Source organism: Clostridioides sp. ES-S-0190-01 (assembly GCF_020658275.1).
Lineage (GTDB): Bacteria > Bacillota > Clostridia > Peptostreptococcales > Peptostreptococcaceae > Clostridioides.
Genome location: NZ_JACVWA010000045.1, coordinates 175,674 through 196,385 on the forward strand (window position 1 = coordinate 175,674; position 20,712 = coordinate 196,385).

The 20,712-nt window shown below is 27.2% G+C and carries 14 protein-coding genes; 2 read left to right on the plus strand and 12 right to left on the minus strand.

The window, feature by feature from the left end; translation table 11 throughout:
• Nucleotides 1–18: 18 nt before the first annotated feature.
• Nucleotides 19–786, minus strand: a complete 768-nt coding sequence (aroD, locus tag IC214_RS19090; protein WP_227482499.1) for a type I 3-dehydroquinate dehydratase — start codon at nt 784–786, stop codon at nt 19–21.
• Between the two features lie 303 nt (nt 787–1,089).
• Between aroD and IC214_RS19095 the strand changes: the two genes are divergently transcribed.
• A complete protein-coding gene (locus IC214_RS19095) occupies nt 1,090–1,998 on the plus strand; it encodes a LysR family transcriptional regulator (RefSeq protein WP_227434891.1) in 909 nt (302 codons plus the stop codon).
• A 78-nt stretch (nt 1,999–2,076) separates the two neighbouring features.
• On the opposite strand, the gene eis is transcribed toward IC214_RS19095, so the two are convergent.
• The gene (gene eis / locus IC214_RS19100) at nt 2,077–3,288 is read right to left on the minus strand and encodes a GNAT family N-acetyltransferase (protein ID WP_227845947.1); all 1,212 of its coding nucleotides are present in this window, start codon (nt 3,286–3,288) and stop codon (nt 2,077–2,079) included.
• 416 nt (nt 3,289–3,704) lie between these two features.
• Between eis and IC214_RS19105 the strand changes: the two genes are divergently transcribed.
• Nucleotides 3,705–4,337, plus strand: coding sequence for a CatB-related O-acetyltransferase (locus IC214_RS19105; RefSeq protein ID WP_227866905.1), 633 nt, complete (start codon nt 3,705–3,707; stop codon nt 4,335–4,337).
• 223 nt (nt 4,338–4,560) lie between these two features.
• Here IC214_RS19105 and IC214_RS19110 read toward each other — a convergent pair whose 3' ends face one another.
• The 10 genes from IC214_RS19110 to IC214_RS19155 form a co-directional block, all read right to left on the minus strand.
• Nucleotides 4,561–6,561: an FAD-dependent oxidoreductase gene (locus IC214_RS19110; protein WP_227830639.1), complete on the minus strand. Its 2,001-nt coding sequence runs from the start codon at nt 6,559–6,561 to the stop codon at nt 4,561–4,563.
• Between the two features lie 261 nt (nt 6,562–6,822).
• The gene (locus IC214_RS19115) at nt 6,823–7,692 is read right to left on the minus strand and encodes a radical SAM protein (protein ID WP_227434897.1); all 870 of its coding nucleotides are present in this window, start codon (nt 7,690–7,692) and stop codon (nt 6,823–6,825) included.
• A gap of 97 nt (nt 7,693–7,789) precedes the next feature.
• On the minus strand, nt 7,790–8,647 hold the full coding sequence (locus IC214_RS19120; RefSeq protein ID WP_227434899.1) for an alpha/beta hydrolase: 858 nt from the start codon (nt 8,645–8,647) through the stop codon (nt 7,790–7,792).
• A 230-nt stretch (nt 8,648–8,877) separates the two neighbouring features.
• On the minus strand, nt 8,878–10,896 hold the full coding sequence (locus tag IC214_RS19125) for an FUSC family protein (RefSeq protein ID WP_227866906.1): 2,019 nt from the start codon (nt 10,894–10,896) through the stop codon (nt 8,878–8,880).
• 263 nt (nt 10,897–11,159) lie between these two features.
• Nucleotides 11,160–11,945, minus strand: coding sequence for a formate/nitrite transporter family protein (locus IC214_RS19130; RefSeq protein ID WP_227434902.1), 786 nt, complete (start codon nt 11,943–11,945; stop codon nt 11,160–11,162).
• A gap of 56 nt (nt 11,946–12,001) precedes the next feature.
• Nucleotides 12,002–12,973: a sulfite reductase subunit C gene (gene asrC, locus IC214_RS19135; protein WP_227434903.1), complete on the minus strand. Its 972-nt coding sequence runs from the start codon at nt 12,971–12,973 to the stop codon at nt 12,002–12,004.
• Nucleotides 12,974–12,985: 12 nt separating this feature from the next.
• Nucleotides 12,986–13,777: an anaerobic sulfite reductase subunit AsrB gene (asrB, locus tag IC214_RS19140; protein WP_227866907.1), complete on the minus strand. Its 792-nt coding sequence runs from the start codon at nt 13,775–13,777 to the stop codon at nt 12,986–12,988.
• Nucleotides 13,778–14,785 (minus strand): anaerobic sulfite reductase subunit AsrA, encoded by a 1,008-nt coding sequence (gene asrA, locus IC214_RS19145; protein ID WP_227434906.1) that lies wholly within the window; start codon nt 14,783–14,785, stop codon nt 13,778–13,780.
• Between the two features lie 172 nt (nt 14,786–14,957).
• A complete protein-coding gene (locus tag IC214_RS19150; protein ID WP_227866908.1) occupies nt 14,958–17,834 on the minus strand; it encodes an EAL domain-containing protein in 2,877 nt (958 codons plus the stop codon).
• 107 nt (nt 17,835–17,941) lie between these two features.
• The gene (locus tag IC214_RS19155; RefSeq protein WP_227434916.1) at nt 17,942–20,581 is read right to left on the minus strand and encodes a diguanylate cyclase domain-containing protein; all 2,640 of its coding nucleotides are present in this window, start codon (nt 20,579–20,581) and stop codon (nt 17,942–17,944) included.
• Nucleotides 20,582–20,712 lie beyond the last annotated feature (131 nt).

Here is a 20,712-nt window from a genome sequence, read left to right on the forward strand (position 1 = left end):
ATACTCAAGTCTTTTAAACTAATTAATACTTTTATGTAATATGCATAGTATTGAATTTAGTTCTTCAACTGACATTTGACCTGGTGCAGAAACCTTTTTAACTGCTCCAAAAGTCAATGCTGAGCCAAATATTTCCCCACACAAACGACTTATAACTCCCATTCCTGCCATAGACATAGTTATTATTGGTCTATCTGCATAAACTTGAACCATTTCATTTGTAGCTGTAAGCAACACTAGAACATCTCTTTCATTTTTTGGCATAACAGCTATTTTAGGTAAGTCTGCTCCTAGTTTTTGCATTTTGCATAAACGAGATATAATCTCTTCTTTTTTGGGAGTTTTATTAAAATCATGATTCGACATGACTACTTTCACTTCTTTTTCATGAGCAAACTCGACTATTTCATTTACAATTTCATCTCCCATAAATAGCTCTACATCTATTAAGTCTATTAATCCTGTATTAGAGATTTCCTTATTTAAAATAGTATAATAATCTTTTGATATTAATTTTTGTCCACCTTCTTTTATACTTCTAAATGTAAATAATAGAGGTGTATCTGGTATATATTTTCTTAATTCATTAATAACTTCTTTAACTTGTTGAATATTTTCTACATTCTCAAAGAAATCAACACGCCATTCTACAACATCCAAACAAATTTCCTTTAAGTCATTAACTTCTTCAATAATTTCTTCTTTAGTTTTTCCAACTATTGGTACACAGATTTTAGGTATACCTTCTCCTATTCTAATATTTTTTACTTGTACTATATTATTCATATTTCTCCTCCACACATATAGAAGTTTTATCAGATTTTATATTCTTTACATCACAATATTATTATATCGTAAAAATACTATAAGTCATAACAATACTAATTCTACAGTAGTACTTCATTTTATATACTTACATTTAATTTTTTTACACTCTTTCTTGTAATTTCATTATATTACTTAATTGTTATTAATAAAATACATATTATTCTTAATATTGATAGAATTAATCTATGAATTATGGTATAATATGGTATAATTTTGTAGAAATAACCCGAATTTTATTACTTATGAAGGGATTGAATATCAATGAACCTAAATCATTTGCATTACTTTAGAGTTTTAGCCAAAGTTGAGCACTATACAAAAGCAGCTACACAATTGTCTATAACTCAACCAAGCTTAAGTCATGCTATATCTGCTCTTGAAAAAGAACTGGGAACTTTTTTATTTGAAAAACAAGGTAGAAATGTTCGTTTAACTAAATATGGTAAATTTTTTTTAACTTATGTTGATAAAGCATTGAGTGAATTAGAAAGAGGAGAAAAAAAGCTTAGAGAATATACGAGTATATCAAAAGGTGTCATAGACTTAGGATTTATTTATACATTGGGAGCTTACTTCATTCCAGATATACTTGGTAAGTTTTTAGAAAAAGAGTCAAATAAAAATATTTCATTTTCATTTGGTCAAGGTACTACTAAAAAGATTATCCAAAGTTTAAAAGATGAAAAATTTGATTTAGCATTTTGCTCTTTTGTTCCAAATGAACCCAACATAGATTTTACAGCTATACTTCAGGAAGAATTGGTTGTAATAGTGCCATATAACCATCCTTTAGCCTCAAATGAAAGTGTAGACTTAAAGGATACAAAGGATTATCCTTTTATATTCTTTAGTGAAGATAGTGGAGTTAGACCAATTATTGATAAGCTCTTTGAAAAAGTTGATGTAAAACCACAAATTGTATGTGAAACAGAAGAAGATACAGCTGTCGCAGGTTTAGTTTCTATTAACTATGGTATAGCAGTTGTTCCAAATATTTTTGCTCTTAAATATTTTAATGTAAAGGTTTTATCAATAACAAATCCTATACATGAAAGGTACATATATTTAGCTACAATGAAAAATAAATATTTAACTCCTGCTGTTAATAGTTTTAGAAACTTTGTTATTAATTACAGTAAAAACAATAATCTAATTGATAAAATGGAATAAGAACAAGTTAAAAAGGGATTGTTTCAGAGTAAATACTCTGTACAATCCCAGACACATTTTAAAATTTATTAAAGTTTATTAGAAATAATCTGAGAAGTATGGATTTTCACGTTCAATAAGATTTTCTAATAAATCTACTATTTCTTTATCACAAGTAATTCTTTTTATTCTATGAAGATAAGTTGGTCTTTTGTAACTAAGCAACATAGTTGTAAGTGTTTGTATATCAAGCTTCAAATCATACTTATCACCACCAGAGGTTAGTATACCTTTACCTTCTTTAGAAACACTTAGTGTAAATACTCCTGTATTCCAATCTAATAAAGGGTCTTTTAATTGAAATACTAACTTTACTTCATTTTCTTGTTCTTTAAATGGATACTGATTTATAAATTGTTCTATATCAACAATTCTACCCATAAAGTATGGTTTTATATTTTCTTCTATGTCTCCATCTTCAAGTAAAAATGCCAATGGTTCATCTGTATATGTATTTCCAACCACTTTATTTATCATTGAAAAGTGAGCACTTATAAAATTCCATAATCCTGTACGTGCCTCTTCTTCTACAAATACCATTTCTTTAATATAGAATATTTCATCAGAAATCCAATATAACACATAACCTTGTGCTTCATGGTTTTTATCATAATAAATTGCACATGTTAAGTCATCTAAATCCCAACGCCAGTATTCTTCCCATGCCAACTCACTTCTAATCATAGACGCATGGCTCTTTTTAGAAAATCGTTCATAAACATTTCTGACATCTTCGTGTTCTATACTTACACGCTCAACTTCTCCTGATACCGCTTTAGGTTTCGGCAACTGAGTATCTTTAATTTCAAAAGATATCTTATCTGATATTATTTCCCATCCCTTACGACGATAATATGGAATTGAGTATGGAAATAAATAAGATATAGATTGTTTTCTTTCTCTCATATCTGTTAATGCTTGTCGCATCAATTTATCCATAAGACCTAAATTAGAATATTCAGGATATGTTCCAACACCAGTAAGACCACCCATATCGTATTCTTGACCAAATATATTGATTTTAAATGGATAAACAGCTATTTGAGATACTAGTTTATCCTCATCAAACCAACCAAATACATCTGCTTGTCTTAATACAGGTAGTTTAGCAAGAGTTATTTCTCTTTCCTCCCAACCTACTTGTTGTAAATCATGGTTTGTCACTTGAAATACATAACGTAACAATTGATTGAATTGTTGCAAATGCTTAGTTTCTACTTTCTTCATTTCGAGTCTCTCTAGTCGACTCATAATAAAACCTCCTAAAAATAAATACATATAAATACTATCTATTTATATAATATAGATAATAAATTTACATAAATACTACATAAATATTTATATAAACATAATTTTATCATACCCAATATATTCTAGTCAAATCACTGTTGAAAATTAAAGTTTAATTCAATAATAGCATTATTTAACTTAATAAAAGATGATTTATATTTGGTATATCTTAAATACTTGTAATTTTTTATCACTTTGATATAATCAAATAAATAGACAATTGTAATAAAATACAATTTAGTTAAAAATATTTTATTTAAAATAAAATAATAAACTATAAATAAATAAGTAATATATAAGGAGTGATTCTGTGAAGAGATGCATTGTAATAATGGGATAGTCAGGAAAACAACATAATATAAAGGAGAGATTTAAACATGACTATTCCAAATTCAGATAAAATATATCCAAGAAGTAATGATTATCAAACTATATATCTTAAAAATGTGATTACAAGAGACAATATAAAAGTTGGAGACTATACAATATATAACGACTTTTATAATGACCCAAGGGATTTTGAAAAAAATAATGTACTATATCAGTATCCTATAAACACTGATAAATTAATAATCGGAAAATTTTGTTCAATTGCATGTAATGTAAAGTTTTTAATGACCAGTGGAAACCACACTGTGAAATCACTCTCTACTTATACATTTCCAATCTTTTATGAAGAATGGGATTTAGACATAAATCATATAACAGATGCTTGGGATAATAAGGGTGATATTGTAATTGGAAATGATGTATGGATAGGCTATGATGCTGTAATTATGCCAGGTGTAAAAATTGGTGATGGAGCAATTATTGGAACAAGAGCTGTAGTTACTAATAATGTCCCTCCATATTCTATTGTTGGAGGAATACCTGCAAAAATTATAAAGAAAAGATTTAATGATGATATAATTTCAAAATTATTAAAAATTAAGTGGTGGGATTGGTCATATGAAAAAATCCAATCAAGTATTCAACACATTCAATCAGGAGCTATTGATAGATTAGTTTAATATTATAACTAATTTATCTTAAAACGAGATTTAGGGGAAATCTTTTTAGGAATTCCCTTAAATCTACTATATTGCCAATAGTCCTACTTGATATAATTAAAATTAAAAATAGTACTACGGTTATAAAACAAAAATAATTTAACTTTTCTAAAATTACTTTACTTTTATTATTTATTCTCTACAAGAGATTCGAATTTTCTAAAATCATCTCTATTATTTATTATCATAAAAGATTTAACTTTTCTAAAGTTGTTATTATATTTCTTCCTTCTCTAACTCCATCGATTATTCTTCTAGCTATTTTACTATCTCCTATATTTAGAACTTCCACATTTTTAGCTTCAAAATATTTCTTTAAATTATTCAAAATTGGATTATTAGATTTCATTCCTAAACATATAAATCCATAATCAAAATTTAGTAAGAACTCTTCTTCATTCTTCTTAACTTTAAAATTATCATCCTCAACTTCCAATAATGCTGTATTTGTATAAACATCAACATTGTAATCTTTTAACATCTTCATCATTGTCACCTTTGTTATAGGGTCTAAATCTTTGCCCACAACTGGTAACATCTCAACTATAGAAGTTTTAGCCTTATTTTCTGAGAAAAATTCTACAACATCTAATCCAACAGCTCCACCACCCACAACTACTACTTTCTTATTTTCTAAGTCTTTTGTTTTAAAATATTCTATATCATTAAATAGCTTAAATATTGAACTCACCTTTCCATTTTCTTGGTCTATCCTATCCATCAAACCAGTTATTGGTGGAAGTAATGGTTTTGAACCTGTAGCATTTATAATTATATCAGGTTTTAAATTTTCTATAAATTTAATATCGGCCTTTGTATTTTTAAAAACAATTAAATTTTTTAATTTATTAACTCTCTGTTTTAAATACTTTGGAAAATCATTTATTCTACTTTTATCCGGAAAAGTTGATATTGTCTCAGCAAGCCCTCCTATATCTGCTTTTTCTTCTAATAAAAATACATTACAGCCCACCTCTGCTGCTGTGGCTGCGGCTTCGAGACCCGCCGTTCCTCCACCTATAACAACCACATTTGTTGTCTTATTTACTTTTCTTTGTTTATATTCTTCTCCATTTATTAAGTCTGGATTTACTGTACATCTTATAGGTCTATTTGCTCCAATTCTATTACCTGCACATCCTATATTACATGAAATACACTTTCTTATTGAATCTTCTTTTCCATTTTCTACCTTTTCAGCCCAATTAGGGTCAGCTATAAGGCCTCTTCCCATACCTATAAAATCCGCTTCATTATTTTCAAGTATTTTTGATGCTATCTCTGGATTCCTTATATTTCCAGTTATTATTGTTGTTTTTCCAAATCTTTTTTTAACTGCTTTAGACATATATGAACGCCACCCATCTTCTAATGTCATTGTATCGATTTGAAATTGTATAGAATCATTTAATGCTGCTGATACATTATATATATCTACTTCTTCATTTAAATATTCAAGAAGCTTTAAAGTATCATCTAAAGTATTTCCTCCCTCTATAAATTCATCAGCACTTATCCTTAAAGATATAGGAAATAAGGCTCCTACTTCGTCTCTAACTTTATCAATTACTAGTTTTGCAAATCTCGCTCTATTTTCAAGACTTCCACCAAATTCATCTGTACGCTTATTGTAAATTGGGGATAAAAATTGACTTATTAGATATGAGTGTCCAGCGTGTATCTCTATAGCATCAAAACCAGCTATTTGAGCTCTTTTTGCTGCCTTTCCATATTTTGTAGCTATATCTAGTATTTCTTCCTTCTTTAATTCTCTTGGTATTGTTCCTCCATTTTTTGAGGGTATGTTCGAAGAAGATACTGGAGTTAATCCATTTATTCTATCTGGCATAGCTGAAGCACCTGAATGATTAATTTGTATAGCTACACATGCACCATGTTTATGTAGACTCTCAGTTAACTTATATAAAGCAGGTATGTATCTGTCATGGTCTATTCTTATTTGTGTAGTTCCATTAGAACCTAAAGGAAAATCTACACAAGCATTTTCTACAATTATAAGTCCAGTTCCACCTTTAGCTCTTTGTTCATAATATTTAATGTGTTCATCTTTAAATTCTCCACTTTCTCCACCAAAGTTTGTTCCCATTGGTGGCATAACTATTCTATTTTTTACATTCATCCTTTTTATAGTTAATGGTTCAAAGATATTTTGATATATTTTCATTTCTATTCCTCCACACGTTTTTATGTTTATAGTTTTTGTGTTTTAAATTTATGTCTCTATTATAATGCGTAGAAATCTATTAAACCAGTGCATATTTTCATCATTATTGATAGATTTTTTCTATAATTTTATGATTATGTTTCTTAACAAAAAAATCATGCTACATTAATAGTGATACACTATTAATGTAGCATGATTACTTAAACTCTAGATAATTTTAATATTTTACATCTACACATATATATTAAGAATAGCTAAATTTTACAGTCTTCTATACTCTTCTCTTTTTAATTTTAAGTTACTTAGATAATAATCTATCTCATCAATTAGACGTTGTTTATCCTCAGGTAATATTCCTTTTAAGTTAACATAATTTGAGGCATGATTACTTCTAAATACGACTTTTTCATTGGTATCTATATTTTTTATCATTTCTTTAATTTCTTGTAGCACAGCTTTATCTTCCAATACTGTAAATTCACCTGATTGAAGTAAATCGTAAAGTTCAGTATTAGGTTCTACCATTAAACTCAATACACCTACATAATCTGGTGAAATTGCTCCTAGCATTTTTCCTGTATCAACTCCATGTTGATTCGTTTTTTTAGTTCCTCCAAGACCTGCTATTACAGTAGCTGATAATTTAATACCATTTTGCTTAACTTTTCTACCAACTTTTATAAGTTGTTCACTATTAAATCCCTTTTTAATATCTTCTAATACCTCATCATTTCCACTCTCAAGCCCTAGATAAATCATCTTAACACCAAGTTTTTTTAACTCTTTAAGTTCATCATCAGTTTTTTTCTCTATAGACTTAGGAGAGCCATATAGAGTAATTCTTTCACACTCTGGAAAAACTTCTTTTATATACAATATTATATCTCTTAGTTTTTCCATTGGTATTATCAATGCGTCTCCATCTGCTAAAAATATTCTGTCTACATTTTTATAATGTCTTCTAAATATATCAATTTCATTTTTTATTACTTCTAATGGTTTTATTTTAAATTTCTTTGATTTGTACATACTACAAAATGTACATTTATTATGAGAACATCCTAGTGTAACTTGTATTATAAGACTATAAGCCTCACTTGGCGGTCTATAAAGTGGCATATCATATTCCATATTAAAATCCCCCTTTTAATCAACTCTTAATTTTATTATATTAATAATATTTACTTAAAATAATACTTTATATATATTATAAACTTCAAGCTTTTGTTTAAGATATATTATTTAAAAATTTAATAATACTATTTGCAGTAATCTTAAGCTGTTTTTCTTGACTTATAATAGCATCATTGTCTCCCTTTTGTTTTCCATAATCTCCAAATTGTGCATGATTTCCCCCTTCAATTTCAACATAAGTTGTATCATCAGGAAGTTTTTCTTTTGCTTCTATAAGATTTTTAAAATTAACTACTCCATCTTTACTTCCCCATATAGATATAACCTTTTTACCTAGCTGTTTTAGTTCATTGCCCATTGGATAGGAAGATAAAAACACAACTCCATCAATTAATTTATTGTCACGTGCAAAATTAGATGCAACAACTCCACCCAATGAGTGACCTCCTATTACCCAATGTTCTATATTATTGTAAGAATCCATAATTTTCTGTGCTTTATTAGTTCCAAGTATAGCTAGATTAAGTGGCATTTTTGCAATTACCACTTCATATCCACTTTCTGCTATTTTTCTTGCAAGTGGTGCATATGATTCAATTTCTACTTTAGCTCCTGGATAAAAAATTAGACCTTTAGAAACTTTTCTACCCTTCGGTGTAAATGAAATATTTTCATTTATGGTTACCTCAACTTTACTATTGCTAACTAATGCTTCTTTTGCTAGTTTTTGAGGTTCATATGTTTTGTTTATCCATATGAAAAAACTAAGCAGAATCAATACAAACAGTATACCTATTCCCATGAATATTTTCTTTTTTATATTAAATTTTCTATTATCATTTTTATCATCTTCGTTTTCAACCTCATCATAAAGTAAAGGTCTTTCAAGTTCCATAGTTATACTAAATGTATCATATTTCTTATTGCGCTTTACCTTTACATCTTTACTCATAAATCTAACCCCCATAATATTTGAATACTATTATAGTTTATCCTAAGTAAATTGTTTTTTCAACCAATGAAAAAAATCAATATTTTAACCTTTTTCACACAAAATTCATAAATATATGGTTTTTGTTTTTAATATACTATTTTCTGTTAACATTGTATAAAAGAAAAAGTCATATACTTTATTTTAAAGCTATGACTTTTTATATAATTTAATTAGATTAGATTAGAAAACTATGCAACTTCTTGCACTAACATTTTACTGATATTACTTATTCTATACATTTCTTTTACACCATTTAAGGTTTGAAGTAAATTTAGGCAAATTATTTTATCACCTAAACTTACTGTACTTTCAATACTATCTAAAATTACACTTCTTCCTTCATCATATTTATCAGCATCATAATTTGAAATATAACTAGTATCTCTCAATATTCTTTCTACATCTTCATCTCTAATATTATTCTTTTTGACATTTATATATAAATTGTACATATTACTTATTAGTAATTGTTGATTTTCTAAGAAATCATCTTGATGTTCATCTTTGTATATAGTATTTATCAGCATAAGTCTATCTTCAATAAGTGATGGCACTAATAATAGATTCTTTATATAATGAACATTGGTTGAATTTTCAATAGATTTATTAACTTCATTAATTATATTTTTAACTATACCTTTATACACATCTATAACATGCTGATACCCCATTTTTGCATCATATGGTAAAACAAATTTATTTATTATTAATGCAATAATTGCACCTAATACTACATATGAAATTCTACTCATAGTTAAAACATTAGGGTCTCCCATAACTGCTGCCGAACCAAGGGCTGAAACAGTTACACACACTATCAGTTTTCTATAATCAACTACATATGAGTTTATGTATCCTGCTAAAAGTACTATTAATGACCTTAATGTATTATCTTTTATTATTGAAAATGAAACAATAAATATTACCGCTCCTACTAGTGTACCTTCTATTCTTTTTCTGGATTTCTGCAAACAGTTCTCTGCATAAGGTTGCGTTAATGAAAACACAGTTAACATTATCCATCTTCCATCTTTTAAGTGAAAATAATCCATAATAAAACCTGAGATTGCTGCAGCCAAAGCGATTTTTATTGCATAAGAAAATCTTATAGATTTTAAATTAAAATGTTGTTTATATATTGATATTCTTTTAAATTCACGTGGTATCTTTATTTTTCTTTCAACTCTTTTTTCCTCTTTTGATTTTACCTTTTTGTACTCTAATAAAAATTCATATAGATTTTCTAAAACACTATAAATTTCTTTCAAATTTATATTTTTAGTATCTTGAGCGACAACATAGTCTCTAAACCCAAGTATTTCTTTATCAGTTATCTTATCTTTATTTTCTAAGCACATCTTGATATAATTTACTTCTTTAGATACTACAACTAAAACATCTTCTTTACTATTTGTACTACTTTCTTTTAGCATATTTTTTATGTCTTCATCCTCAAATTCCTTAGTATCTATTTTATATCTATCTAAGATTAAACTTATTCTTTCTAATGAAAATAAGATATTTATTATATCCATTCCTTTAATACTAATAAAAAAATCATCTTTTCTATTATCAAATATAACCATTTTAAGACCTTTTGATATAGAATTTATTGTGTAATTACAACTATCTATTTTTCTCATATTAGACTTATTTACAGAATTATCACTATTAATAATATTTTTTAAAAGATTTATTTTTTCCAACAACTCATCACATATAGATATTAATTCTTTGTCACCAATTTTTTTCATTCTATTTCTATTCATAACAAATTGAGCAATCATTATGACAAGTGAACCACTAGCTAAAGCCGATAATCTTATAGGAAATTCGCTTAATCCTACAGGTATACTTATCATAAATATATACATAAGACCAAAAGGTACATATACAGCCCTTTTCAAGTCATAACTAAATAAATATCCTATTATAAATAATGCTATAAAATTTAATAAAATTCCTAAATACATATTTTGTACTGCAAAAAACGATAATACTCCTAATGTTACGTTTATTATCAAGTATTTCAGTAAATTTTTAATTGGAGAAATAGTTAAATCCCTTTCCAAAAGCATTAGCATAGCTGTTACTATAGCCACACCTATAAGTGTATTTTTACTTCCAAATAAAGCTATAAATGCAGATATAAATGCTATTATAAAAATAAACAATTTAGTTTTTGATATTATTAATTTTTTTGTCATCAAATACCTCCTTAAAAATTTCAACAAAGTCAATTTTATCACACTTATTATCGTATTCAAAATCGTCTTTTCTACGTGAGGATTCTAATTTTTCTATTTATAATTCTAATTTTAATTCATATATTAACGAACTTTATAATCATATATAACATATATATTCATATGCCAGCATACGTTTTTTCTTTCAAATATTTTTTTAAAATTAAAAACAACGCTCTCAATAATACAATATTTGTACTTATTGAGGGCGTTGTAAGATTTATCTAGCAAACTTGTTTAATTTTTTCTTTACCTAGTATGTAAGTACCAAGTCCCATAAATAAAGCTCCTCCAACAATGTTTCCAAGTGTTACTGCTACTAAATTATAAATAGCTCCTCCAATACTAACTGTTTGAATTGTTGGAGAAAATAATGAAACACTATAGATTGTCATATTCGCTACACTATGTTCAAACCCTGTTGTTATGAAAGCAAATAAACATAGGAATATCATAATTATTTTTGCACTATCATTGTTAGTTCTAAATGAACATAAAACTGAGACACAAACTAAGATATTACACAAAACTCCTCTAAAGAAAAGAGACATAAATGGCATAGATGCCTTGGCTGCTGCTGTGTTTGCAAAAAATTCTGCTACAGGACCTTTATCTACTAAACCAGTTCCTACAAACATTATACCTAAAATTAAAGCTCCTATTAAATTTCCTACCCAACTGTATATCCATATTTTAGAAGTATCTTTTATACTTACCCCTTTATTTAGCATACCTACAGACATTACCATATTATTTCCAGTAAACAGCTCTGTTCCTGTCATTACAACTAAACTAAGTGCTACTGCAAACGATAACCCCATCATTATCTTTGTCATAGGAGAACCTGCATCTGTCAAAATCCCTCCAATAGTAAATATCAAAAGTATACCGATACCTACATAAAGTCCTGCAAAAGCAGAAGACACTAAATATTTTATCTTACTTGTATTTAATAAATTTATTTTATTTATAGCTGCGTTAGTTAATTTATCCAAAGTTTCTTTATGCATAATTCCCTCTTCCTTCTATTAAATTTATAATTTATTTAAATATATTTTTTTATTACTTATAGATATTTAACACCACTCCAGTATATATTTTCATGTACTTTAGTTATTTCTTCAAATTGTACACCTTCAAGTGCCCATTTTTTAAATTCCATGAATCCAGTCCTGTCAATTATATATCCTATATGCTCTTTCCCTCCTGGTGCATCTTTATCTATATATTGCTCTACATATTTGTAAGTATTAAGTATTATTTTTATTATGTTGTCTTCATCTGCCCATAAAAGAAAATCTTCTGCTAGTCTTGGATTTTTCTTACCTGTTCTACCCATTATAGCTAATCTATAGTATTTTTTTTCATCTCTAGTCCATGCATTTGTTGGGCAATTTAGTACACATTCTCCACAACCTATGCATTTATCTCCATCTCTTACTACTTTATTATTTTCTGTTTTTAATGCTCCAACAGATAGTTTTGAGCATTTTTTTACACACGCTCCACAATTCACACATCTATCTTTTTCATATAGTGGTAAGGTCATTCCTATAATTCCAAAGTCATTCATTCTAGCTTTTATACAGTCATTCGGACATCCAGTCAATGCCACTTTAAAATGTAAGTCATTTGGAAAAATTGCTTTTTCTATTTTTTTTGCAAATTCAGTTGTATTATACTGCGCTTTTGGACAGACTTTATTACCTATACATGCAGCTATGTTTCTCGTACCTGCTGCTGGATAACCTGCATTTTTCTCACTTTGATTTATATTCATCTTTTCAATAACAGGTTGTATGATATTATTTATTTCTTCCATATCTTCCATATCTATTCCTAAGATTTCAAATCCCTGTCTTGTAGTTATGTGTATCTGACCATTACCATATTCATTTGCAATCCTAGAAACTGTGATTAAACTTTCAGGGTCAATAAGACCTCCTGGCACTCTAACTCTTAAAGAAGTTTTATATTTTGTTTTTGTAATTCTATAAGCATTTTTCATTACTTTTTTAGTATTTAAATCTCTTATCACAAACTCCACCCCCTAATCAATAAGATTTTTAGCATATGAATAATCAAATACTGGTCCATCTAAACATATATAAATATCATCCATCTTACAGTGTCCACATTTTCCTATTCCACAACACATTTTTCTTTCATAAGAAACCCAAATATTTTTTTCGTCTAAATCTCTTTTTAAAAACTCTCCTACTGTAAATTTCATCATCATTGGAGGTCCAACTACAATTGCAGAAGTATTATTTATATCTTTTATATCTAAATCTGGAATATATTTTGTTACTAATCCTACATTTCCACTATAACCCTCATCAGCTCCATCCACAGTAACTAAAATATCCAATTTTTCACTCCATCTTTTTAAGTCCTCTGCAAATAGAACATCTTTTGGTGATTTAAATCCAACTATTAATTTAAACTTTTCACACTTATCTTTATTATTATAAAAATATTCAACTATTCCTCTTACAGGAGCTAATGCACTTCCTCCTGCTACTACTACGATTTCTCTTCCTTCATATAAAGATACATCAAATCCATTTCCATAAGGTCCTCTTATAAAAAACGAATCTCCTTCTTTGTAATTGAATAATTCACTAGTAACTTTACCTACATTTCTTATTGTAAAATCAATATAATCTTCTCCATATCCTGATACTGATATTGGACTTTCACCATATTTAGGTATAGATATTTCATAGAATTTTCCAGGCAGAACCCCTTTTGTATCACAATTCACTTTGAATGTCCATTCTTTATCAGTATGTTTAACTATGTCTAGTATTTTTGCACTTACTGGTATATATGAGTTCATTTATATCTCCTCCTTACTAGTTACTAAATCATTTATTTTTTCTATACATTTTGAAAATGATATATATTGTGGACATGCATCATCACATCTTCCACATCCAACACACATGTTATATCCAAATCTTTTTTTGAAATCATTTATTTTATGCATAGTTTTAAATCTCATTCTTTCTCCTTGTTTTTTTCTGAAAGAATTTCCACCTGCTATGTCTGTATATCCATCTACTTGACATGAAGCCCAAACTCTTCTTCTTTCACCTACATTTTCATTTTCCTTATAAAAAATATCCTGCATTGTAAAGCATGAGCATGTTGGACATACAAAATTACATCTTCCACATCCAATACATCTTGTGTCATATTCATCCCATATTGGATTTCCTATTATCTCATTAGAATCAATATTTTCTGGTATATCTATAGAAATTAAATTTTCTGTTACATGACTAACATCAAATTCTGATGGCTCTCCATTAAATACTTCAAATTCATTGTCTTTTATGTCTAAGTACAATGTTTCTCCTTCTATATTCAATCCAAGTGAATAGTTATCAGTTTTATTAGAATCCATACTTACACAAAAACAATTTCTAAAACTCTCTTTACATCCTACAAGTGCAAATTTTATTTTTTCTCTAATATGTTTATAAAAATAATCTTTTTCTTCTCCATTATTTAAATATATTTCATCGAGTCTCTTTATTCCATTTATGTCACAAGCTCTTAGAAAAATTAAAATCTTTTTATTGTCTAAATCGCTTTCCTTAAATTCTTTTTCAGTAAAGTAAAATAAGACTTGATTAATAGGAAGCACTACTTCTTTTGGTGAAAAGTTTGATTTTTGAGCAAATTCCATTTCTTCAAAAGTATTTACTTCCTTGTATCTTATCATGTCCGTATCTGAAAAAGTACCTTTAAATGGCATTATGACTGGTGCAAATATTTTGTAGTCTTTTTTTAGGAAATTCAGACCTTCATTGAATTTGGATGAATCTAATTTTAATTTCATTTTTATCACCTTTCTTATATTTTAGTTTTGCTTACTTATTATCTTGTTTAAATCTTAACACTTTATTTTAGATACTTCTGTGATAATTATCACAGTTTTAAAAATAATAAAAAAAATATTACTAGAGTTTATTAAACTCTAGTAATATTTCTTTATTATTTATAACTTTAAATTAAAAATCTGTTCTTTTAAATACAAGCTTTTCAAATGATTCTATATCCATAGGTCTTGCAAAGTAAAATCCTTGTCCAATATTACAGCCTGCATTTTTTAATAAATTTAATTGACCTTCAGTTTCTATTCCTTCAGCTACAATTAGCATATCTAAATCCTTACCTAATGTAATTATATTCTTTATAACTTTTTCTCCACGTGTAGATGTAATTGTCTCATTTAAAAATTCTCTATCAATCTTCAATACATCAATTGGTAATTTTTTTAAAAGACTAAGTGAAGAATATCCACTTCCAAAATCATCCATAGATACAATAAATCCAATATCATGCAAATCATTTAAAATATCTAAAAGCATGCTTATATTTGACAAAAATAAACTTTCTGTTAACTCAAGTTCTATTAGATGCGCTGGTATATTATGCTTATTGATTAAAGATTTTAAACTAGTTACTATATTTCTATTATTTAAATGAATTCTTGATACATTTATAGAAATTGGTGGTGGCTTTATTCCATTTTTTATCCATTTTGACATTGTACTAAAGACATTATCCCAAACATACAAATCAAGTTTTTCTATAAATCCATTTTTCTCAAATAGTGGAATAAAATCATTAGGCGATATAGTTCCCTTAATTGGATGAATCCAACGAACAAGAGCCTCTGAACCTACAATCTCATCTGTTATAAGGTTAATTTTAGGTTGCAAATAAACTACAAACTCTTTATTTAAAAGTGCATTATCCATATTATTTTCAATTTCTTTTTCACGAAGTATAGAAAGCCTTATTTTATCATCATAAAAAGCAACTTTACTCTTATAATTGGTTTCTATTGTTTGACAAGCTATCTTAGCTCTATCAATCATTACATCAATATTTACATCATCTTTATCAATTAAATACGCTCCACATTTAAGTATTATATCTATTTTAAATGTATTTTCTTTATCACTATTCACAATCTCAAAAAAATCATTTGCTCTTTTTCTTAAATTTTCTATATTACTTTTTTTAGTCATTACAATAAATCTATCGTCTGATAATCTTGCATATATTTCATCCTTAAAAATACTTTCACCTATTTTTCTTGCTATATATTTTAAAATATTGTCTCCAAATTCAAAACCAAACATATCATTTATATATTTAAATTTATCTATGTTAATATAATATATAACAAAGTTATACGTTCCATATTTTTCAAAAAGCTTATTAGCATCAATTTTAAATTTCAATAGACTTCTTATACCTGTTACTTCATCAACATATGCTATCTTTTTTAATTTATTCATTTGTACCTTATAATTTACAATAAATATTCCAAAAACTATAAATATAATAAATAATATTATCAAAATAAATGCCATAATATTATGCTGTATAAAATCTAATAGAGTAACTGTATGCTCTAAGTACTTCGTACTGCCTGTAACTGCAATTGCAACCTCTTCTTCTGTAACTCTATTGATGGATTTATTGAGTATTGACAATAATGCAGGATTTGCTTTTTCAGAAACCCCTATTCCAATATCCACGACTTGATTTTTTATTGGCATAAACATAAGCCCATCAGATTCTTCAGTATTAATTATATTATTTAGGATATAGTTGCTTCCTATAAATACATCACTTTCTTCTTTCTTGACAGCTTCAATACATTTACTAGCATTTGGATAAAAACTTACTTCTTGATTTGGATAATATTCTTTTACGAATGATTCTATCCCTGTCCATTTAATCATTGCTACCTTAGTTTTTTCATCCATTCTAATATCATTTTTTGCCAAACCTAACATGGTAGTTTCAAGGTAGCCATCAGTAAATATAATATTATGCTCTAACTCAGTACTCCGTGACATAAACATATTTGCACAAATATCTACCTCACCATTTTCAACCATTTTTAAACCCTCTGAAAAATTATCTACCTTTATATACTCAAACTTTAAACCTGAGTTATTTGAAATTGATTTTAATATATCTATTGATATACCTTTGTAGGAATTTGTATTTTTATCAAAAAAAGATAGTGGTGACGTATCAGGACCTGATACAACTTTTATTACAGGATGTTTCTTTATATATTCTTTTTCCTCCAAAGTAAATACTTCTTTAGCTATTGCAGTACTCTTATAATGTTTATTAAATAAATTACCATCATAATATATATCTTCTCGCTTAATCTCATTTAATGCATAATTCAAACCATCTAGTATTTTTTTGTTTCCCTTAGTTGTTGCATAATAGATAGGCTCTGATGAAAAACGTAATACTACCTTTGTATTTGGTATATCTCTAATGCTTCCTGTAAGTATCATATCAATGGTTCCTTTTTCAAGTTCCTTTTGAAGTTCTTCTGCACCTTCTATGTACTTATATTTTACAGATATTTTATTTTTTTTACAGTATTCATCAAATACACTTTTAAAATGATTATCTGAAACTGTACCTACTACTTTTCCATCAATCTCTTTTAGATTATTATAAGATATTGTATTGTTTTTGGAGTTCACATACAATGCTCCATATTCATATCCAAAATTTAAATTTGTATAATCATAGTATTCTTCACGTTCTTCATCCTTTTGCAATGCTCCAAATATATCAATTTTTCCCTCTTTAAGCATTTCTAGACCTTGACTCCATCCACAAGGTATATATTCTAATTTCCAATTATTTATTTTAGCGATTTCATTCATATAATCATATGTATATCCATATAACTGACCATCTTTTGTAACAGAAATTCCATAACTAGGCCAATATCCAACCCTTACTTTTTCTTTCTCAGAAGTGGCTAAAACAAATGATGTATTTAATATAAGTAAAAAAATAACCATAGTAATAGTAAATCTATATTTTACATTCATAATATGCCTCCATTTATAACTAAATCATATCAAGATAGTTAAAATATTCTTATTCAACTTAATATTCTTTATATTAAAAATTTAAGCCCTCCATTTGCATTTAAACTTTAAATAGAGTCATTAAATATAATAAATCTATCTTTTCCTTGATTTTTTGAATGATAAAGAGCTTTATCTGCTTTTTCATATAATTCAATAAAAGTTGTTCCATGATTTGGCATAATAGATATTCCAATACTACAAGAAACTTTATATGACTTATTTTCTCCAGTATAATAATTTCTAAATGCATTACATAGCTCAATCGCTTTGTTTTCAATAAATTTTATATTCTTCATATTTTTTATGAAAACTACAAACTCATCTCCACCAATACGTCCAATTATATCATCCTCTCTAAAAATAGAAGTTAATTTTTTTGATACTTCAACTAATACTTTATCACCAAAGACATGCCCTAAATTATCGTTAATAGCTTTGAAATCGTCTAAATCAATAATAAAAAATGCATGACTACTTTCTTTAACTCTGTCTAAACTCAAAAATCTCTTTATTAGAGTTTCAGTTGTACCTTTATTATAAATTCCTGTTAATATATCACGTTCAGCTTTAAATTTAAGCTCAATCTCTTCTTTTTTCTGTTTGTCTATATCTTTAATGTACGCAAATCCTTTAAGTTGATTGCTTTGGGGGTCTTTAAGTAAATGCATTGTACAAAGTTCCCATAAAATCTTACCATTAATGTCATATCTTCGATACTCTAACTTTAACTCATTTACTCCCTTATTATATGAATCTAAGACATTTTCATAATAAAATACTTTTTTAAAGTTTTCCCTATCTGAAATAAAAACTATATCGTCAACAATAGCCTCCATTACTTCAGAATATTTTCCAGCAGGTCTTAAGCCTAAATTGTTATCAGGCTTTATATTACTTGATATAAATTTATCTTGAGAAAAATTAATTTCATATATAGCAATTGCTTCAGACAACATAGCTTTTCTATATTGCTCTTCTTGATTATATTGCATTTCAGCTTTTTTTTGCTCATTTATGTCTTCTAGTAGACCTATCGCTCTAATTGGAATTTCTGCTCCATTAAATAGATTCGTTAGAGTCATTCTATTCCATATATATTTTCCATTGACTAGTCTTGTTTTTATTACAGATACTACACTTTCTTCACCTTTTTCCATTTTATTAAAAGATTCTTTAAACACATCAACAAAGTCAGGATGTATTATCCCAGAATCTATAAAATATTCTATGCCATTTTCAATATTTTTTTGTAATCCATATATTAAAGAGACATCACTAGAGACATGTATAGATTTTGTATGCATATAATAGTCAAATACTATGTTAGAAGTCTTGGATAAGGCTATTCTAAGCCTTTCTTCATTAATCTTAAGTTCTTCTTCTACTTTTTTTAAATCTGTTATATCAACCAACACACAGTAGAAATACTCTTTTCCATCAGAATCTTTTATAAGCTCACACTTATTTACAACCCACACAAAATTCCCACTCTTAGTAATCATTCGATACTCTATTTCAACTACTTTTGATTCTAATATTTGAAGTGCAAATTCATTTTTCACTCTATCTACATCATCTTTATAAATTACATCATAAAAATTATTATTAAACATGGATTTTATCTCTTCTTTAGTATATTCAAACAGGTTAATAAATCCATCACTTAAAAACACAAATTCATATTTTTCACCTACACTACATTTAAAAACACCTCCTGGTATATTGTTAGTGAGTGAAGATATCTCTAGATTTGCTTTTACAAGCTTTTCTTTGGATTTTTTCTCTTTATAAAATACAATTAAAATCAAAATTGAAAGTGCTATGAAGTTTTTAGTTGTTAATATAATTGCAAGTTTGTTTATCTTAGAAATCTCTTTCACTATCAAAGTCTTTGGAATAAAAGACAATACATACCAATCATTTATACCAACTGGAGTATACGTGGCATATTCCTCTTTTCCTTTGAATTTATATTCTAAAAATCCACTTTTCTTATTTGATATATCTTCAATAAAGTTTTTATAACTGTAATCTTCTCTAACATAAATAAAATCAAAAAAATCGCTAACATTATTTATGGTGTCATCAGTTTCTCCTGGAGTAGATTTTAAGACAAGATTTCCTGATTTTTCAAATATATATGTACTTCCTTCTCCATTAAAACTAGTCACATCTATAAATTCACTTAATTTACTTGTATAATAAGAACCATACAGAACCCCTATCACTTTACCATTTTTGTACATAGGAGACGCTACTATAAAACTATTTTCATTGTTAACAGATGATTTTATGATTTCTGAAATATTGCTTTCCCCTTTCATTGCTTTCTTAAAATAGCTATGTTGTGATATATTATAGACCTTTCCATCACCTGTATAGGCTGTACCATCTGGATATGCAATATAGATTTTTTCAAAATCAGATTCCTTTGATACATCATTTAGCAATTTCATTATATCTTCTTTCTTCATACCCTCTGACTCTGAAATAATTTTAGAAATACTATTTATAAACTTTGTTAGTGAGTTAAGCTTAACATTTATAGTATTTGAACTTTGCAATGACAACTCTTCTAAATGCATCTTTTTACTTTTTTCTACTAATGAATTAACATTATAGGTAAAATCCCAAAGAGAAAACATCACAAATACACATATAAAAATCAAACCTAAAGCATAACCTATGAATTTTTTATTTTTCATTTTGATACATCCCTTTCTGAGTATAGAAGCTGTGTCAACATCTGTATATTTACTGTTCATATTAAATTAATTATACTATCAGAATTAAGCTGTTTCAATAAACTTAAGGCAAATATTATCATTTTAGATAA

Excerpts from the sequence above, each read along its gene's own strand:
- IC214_RS19115 (WP_227434897.1), bottom strand. The coding sequence starts at position 7,692 with ATGGAATATGATATGCCACTTTATAGACCGCCAAGTGAGGCTTATAGT.
- IC214_RS19130 (WP_227434902.1), bottom strand. The coding sequence starts at position 11,945 with ATGCATAAAGAAACTTTGGATAAATTAACTAACGCAGCTATAAATAAA.
- eis (WP_227845947.1), bottom strand. The coding sequence starts at position 3,288 with ATGAGTCGACTAGAGAGACTCGAAATGAAGAAAGTAGAAACTAAGCAT.
- asrB (WP_227866907.1), bottom strand. The coding sequence starts at position 13,777 with ATGAACTCATATATACCAGTAAGTGCAAAAATACTAGACATAGTTAAA.
- asrA (WP_227434906.1), bottom strand. The coding sequence starts at position 14,785 with ATGAAATTAAAATTAGATTCATCCAAATTCAATGAAGGTCTGAATTTC.
- IC214_RS19150 (WP_227866908.1), bottom strand. The coding sequence starts at position 17,834 with ATGAATGTAAAATATAGATTTACTATTACTATGGTTATTTTTTTACTT.
- aroD (WP_227482499.1), bottom strand. The coding sequence starts at position 786 with ATGAATAATATAGTACAAGTAAAAAATATTAGAATAGGAGAAGGTATA.
- IC214_RS19110 (WP_227830639.1), bottom strand. The coding sequence starts at position 6,561 with ATGAAAATATATCAAAATATCTTTGAACCATTAACTATAAAAAGGATG.
- IC214_RS19095 (WP_227434891.1), top strand. The coding sequence starts at position 1,090 with ATGAACCTAAATCATTTGCATTACTTTAGAGTTTTAGCCAAAGTTGAG.
- IC214_RS19120 (WP_227434899.1), bottom strand. The coding sequence starts at position 8,647 with ATGAGTAAAGATGTAAAGGTAAAGCGCAATAAGAAATATGATACATTT.
- IC214_RS19155 (WP_227434916.1), bottom strand. The coding sequence starts at position 20,581 with ATGAAAAATAAAAAATTCATAGGTTATGCTTTAGGTTTGATTTTTATA.
- IC214_RS19105 (WP_227866905.1), top strand. The coding sequence starts at position 3,705 with ATGACTATTCCAAATTCAGATAAAATATATCCAAGAAGTAATGATTAT.
- IC214_RS19125 (WP_227866906.1), bottom strand. The coding sequence starts at position 10,896 with ATGACAAAAAAATTAATAATATCAAAAACTAAATTGTTTATTTTTATA.